We start from the raw sequence: 2,931 nt of genomic DNA, 5'->3' as shown, positions 1-2,931 counted from the left end.
CTGGATAGAGCAACGCCCTTCTAAGGCGTGGGCCAGGAGTTCGAATCTCTTAACATGCACCATTTATGCATCATTAGCTCAGTTGGTAGAGCACCTGACTCTTAATCAGGGTGTCCCGGGTTCGATCCCCTGATGATGCACCATAAAATGAGGTGAACGTAGTTCAGTTGGTAGAGCGCCAGTTTGTGGCACTGGTTGTCGTGGGTTCGAGTCCCATCGTTCACCCCACTTAGGGATATCGCCAAGCGGTAAGGCACCACACTTTGACTGTGGTATTCGTAGGTTCGAATCCTGCTATCCCTGCCATTTATTTTGGTTTACTAGCTCAGTCGGTAGAGCACTTGACTTTTAATCAAGGTGTCCGGGGTTCGATTCCCCGGTAAGCCACCAAAAAATGCAGATGTGGCGAAATTGGCAGACGCACTAGACTTAGGATCTAGCGCCTTTGGCGTGGGGGTTCGACTCCCTTCATCTGCACCATGCGAAAGTGGCTCAATGGTAGAGCGCCACCTTGCCAAGGTGGATGTTGCGGGTTCGAGTCCCGTCTTTCGCTCCAAATATGCGGGTATCGTATATCGGTAATACTCCAGCCTTCCAAGCTGGAAAGGTGGGTTCGATTCCCACTACCCGCTCCATTTAAAAGACAATCATTAATGATTGTCTTTTTTTATGCTTTTTATTACTTCTATAATATGTATAACTTTCATTATAAGTATTAATAATATAATTAGAAAATATTTTAGTTATAAGAAAGAAGAAAATATGAAAACTATACATAATTTTTTTAAAATCATTATATTATTACTAATTATAATACTAGGCTTTGATATAAATAAATATGCATATGAAGAAAATATAAAAATAATAGGACATAGAGGGGCAAGTGCTTTAGAGCCGGAAAATACTATACCTTCATTTAATAGAGCAGCAAGACTTGGTGCGTGGGGAGTTGAAGCTGATATATATGTATTAAAAGATGGAAATATTGTTGTATTTCATGATTCTGATGTTGAAAGAATGACAAATGGTATTGGTAAAATTAAGGATATGAATTTAATAGAAGTTAAAGCTCTTAACATAGATAGTGGAAATAATATTTCAAATTATAACAATTTGAAGATTCCAACATTAGATGAATATTTAAATTGTTGTGCTGAAAATAAATTGGTGCCAATTATTGAATTTAAAGAAGTTACTATAGACAAAGTTAAAGAAATTATTTATAAAATAAAAAAATATGAACTTGAAGATGAGACTATAATAATTTCAACTTCTCACGAATGGATAAAATATATTAGAGAGTATAGTGATAAAATACATTTTCAATATTTAAATGACATAACACTAGAAAATATTAATTTATTAAAAAAGTATGGTAATTATGGAATAGATGTTAAAGCTGATAAAATAACAAAAGAAAAGGTTGATTTAGCACATTTAAATGGCGCAAAAGTTAATGTATGGACTGTAAATAGTGAAAAGGAGATAAATAGATTAACTAATATGGGAGTAGATATGATAACTAGCGATTTATGTTTTTAATAAGACATGGTTATAGATTGATGTTGTCTAAATGCATATGAATATAAATATTTTAAGGGAGTAGGTTTTTTGTACCTAACTCCCTTAATTTTTTGCTTTTTCATATATATTACATATTTAGTTTAGCGTAATGTTGCCCTATTAAAATAGTAAAGAAAATAGATTTTAAAAATAAATTAAAAAAACCATATCCAAATAAAATTCCTGTTATTAATCTTTTAATATTAGTACTTTCATATTTGGTTAATAATTGATAAAATCCATCTACTAATAGTGGTAATATAAATATAAAGCTAAATAAAATATTTAGTTTATAAAATTTGTATAAAAAAATAGATAATAAAATTCCTAGTAATTCTCCACTACAACGAGCACATATTGGAAATTGTTTTTCTTTAAAATAAAAAGATCTATCAGCTTTACAGTGACATCCAAATATTAATGGTAGATATTTCATTAAAAATTTCATGTTTAATTAAGATGCAATAAAGCCTATTAAAAACATAAAAATATAAAATACAATTATACAAGTAACTGAAATTAATGCACCTAATCCAGCAGCTTTTGCTGATTTTGGTTTTGTATCTTTCCAAACTAAATAAAGTATAAGTCCAACTATTGGTATACAGCATCCTAAAATATTCCACCCAAAGCCACCATTATCATTAGTAGAATTAATAGAATGAGTTGATACTCCACAATTGATACATATTGAAGCTTTATCATCGATTTCTTTTCCGCAGTTTTTACAAAACAATATATTCCCCTCCATTTAAATAAAAGTTTACCTCAACATATTACCAAAAAAAAACAAAAAATCAATTAAAAGTAAAAAGTGTTTTTAGGTTTTAATTTTAAACTAATATAATTTTATAGAGAATTAAGCCATAAATAGAATTATTTAATTTACGAGAAGTTTAGTGTTAATATAATAAATTTAATTACTAATTGAAAATGTATATAAACTTTAAATAAACTTTAAATTAAAGTTTATTTTGTAACTATTATTAGTAGATTAAATTACATTTAATGTATAAAAATTAAATAAAATAGTTATTAAATATTAAAATTATTCGTCATCTATACCTAGTGTATCAACAATAGAAAAATAGAGAAATTAATCGAAAAATAGATAATTTAATAAATAATTTAATATTATAGTATATTTAATATAATTAATATTAAAATGCTATGATAAAATAATTTTTGTCTTGAGGGGCAACAGGTAATAACTCTAAGAGTTAAAAACTTGCAAAAAAAGTTGAAAAAAACTGTTGACACAACGAAGACAAAGTGATAACATGAAGAAGTCGCTTCGGTGCGACGGAAAAATGATCTTTGAAAATTGAACAGAATATAGTTAAAGTAAACCAGCAATTCTTTACGAGT

Annotated in this window: 3 protein-coding genes and 7 tRNA genes; 8 read left to right on the top strand and 2 right to left on the bottom strand. The window is 28.9% G+C overall.

Features of this window, described 5'->3' with window-relative positions:
* Positions 1–67 precede the first annotated feature (67 nt).
* The 8 genes from QZ321_RS12345 to QZ321_RS12310 all read left to right on the top strand — a co-directional run bounded on the left by QZ321_RS12345 (position 68) and on the right by QZ321_RS12310 (position 1,542).
* Positions 68–143: transfer RNA gene (locus QZ321_RS12345), tRNA-Lys, on the top strand.
* A 9-nt stretch (positions 144–152) separates the two neighbouring features.
* A tRNA-His gene (locus QZ321_RS12340) sits at positions 153–228 on the top strand.
* A 3-nt stretch (positions 229–231) separates the two neighbouring features.
* A tRNA-Gln gene (locus QZ321_RS12335) sits at positions 232–306 on the top strand.
* A gap of 8 nt (positions 307–314) precedes the next feature.
* Positions 315–390 (top strand) — tRNA-Lys (locus QZ321_RS12330).
* 6 nt (positions 391–396) lie between these two features.
* Positions 397–480, top strand: a tRNA-Leu gene (locus QZ321_RS12325).
* Between the two features lies 1 nt (position 481).
* A tRNA-Gly gene (locus tag QZ321_RS12320) sits at positions 482–556 on the top strand.
* 5 nt (positions 557–561) lie between these two features.
* A tRNA-Gly gene (locus tag QZ321_RS12315) sits at positions 562–635 on the top strand.
* A gap of 127 nt (positions 636–762) precedes the next feature.
* Entirely contained in the window at positions 763–1,542 is a 780-nt protein-coding gene (locus QZ321_RS12310) for a glycerophosphodiester phosphodiesterase family protein (protein ID WP_294197026.1), read from the top strand.
* Positions 1,543–1,651: 109 nt separating this feature from the next.
* On the opposite strand, the gene QZ321_RS12305 is transcribed toward QZ321_RS12310, so the two are convergent.
* The gene (locus QZ321_RS12305) at positions 1,652–1,999 is read right to left on the bottom strand and encodes a DUF2085 domain-containing protein (protein ID WP_294197024.1); all 348 of its coding nucleotides are present in this window, start codon (positions 1,997–1,999) and stop codon (positions 1,652–1,654) included.
* A gap of 18 nt (positions 2,000–2,017) precedes the next feature.
* Positions 2,018–2,299 carry a zinc ribbon domain-containing protein gene (locus QZ321_RS12300; protein ID WP_305113468.1) on the bottom strand — a complete coding sequence of 94 codons (282 nt, stop codon included), beginning with the start codon at positions 2,297–2,299 and terminating at the stop codon, positions 2,018–2,020.
* Positions 2,300–2,931: the final 632 nt, after the last annotated feature.

It is taken from the genome of uncultured Clostridium sp. (assembly GCF_910588715.1).
In the GTDB taxonomy this organism is placed as follows: Bacteria; Bacillota; Clostridia; order Clostridiales; family Clostridiaceae; genus Clostridium.
Note: the sequence above shows the minus strand (reverse complement) of the source record. Positions and strands in the feature narration are given on the sequence as shown.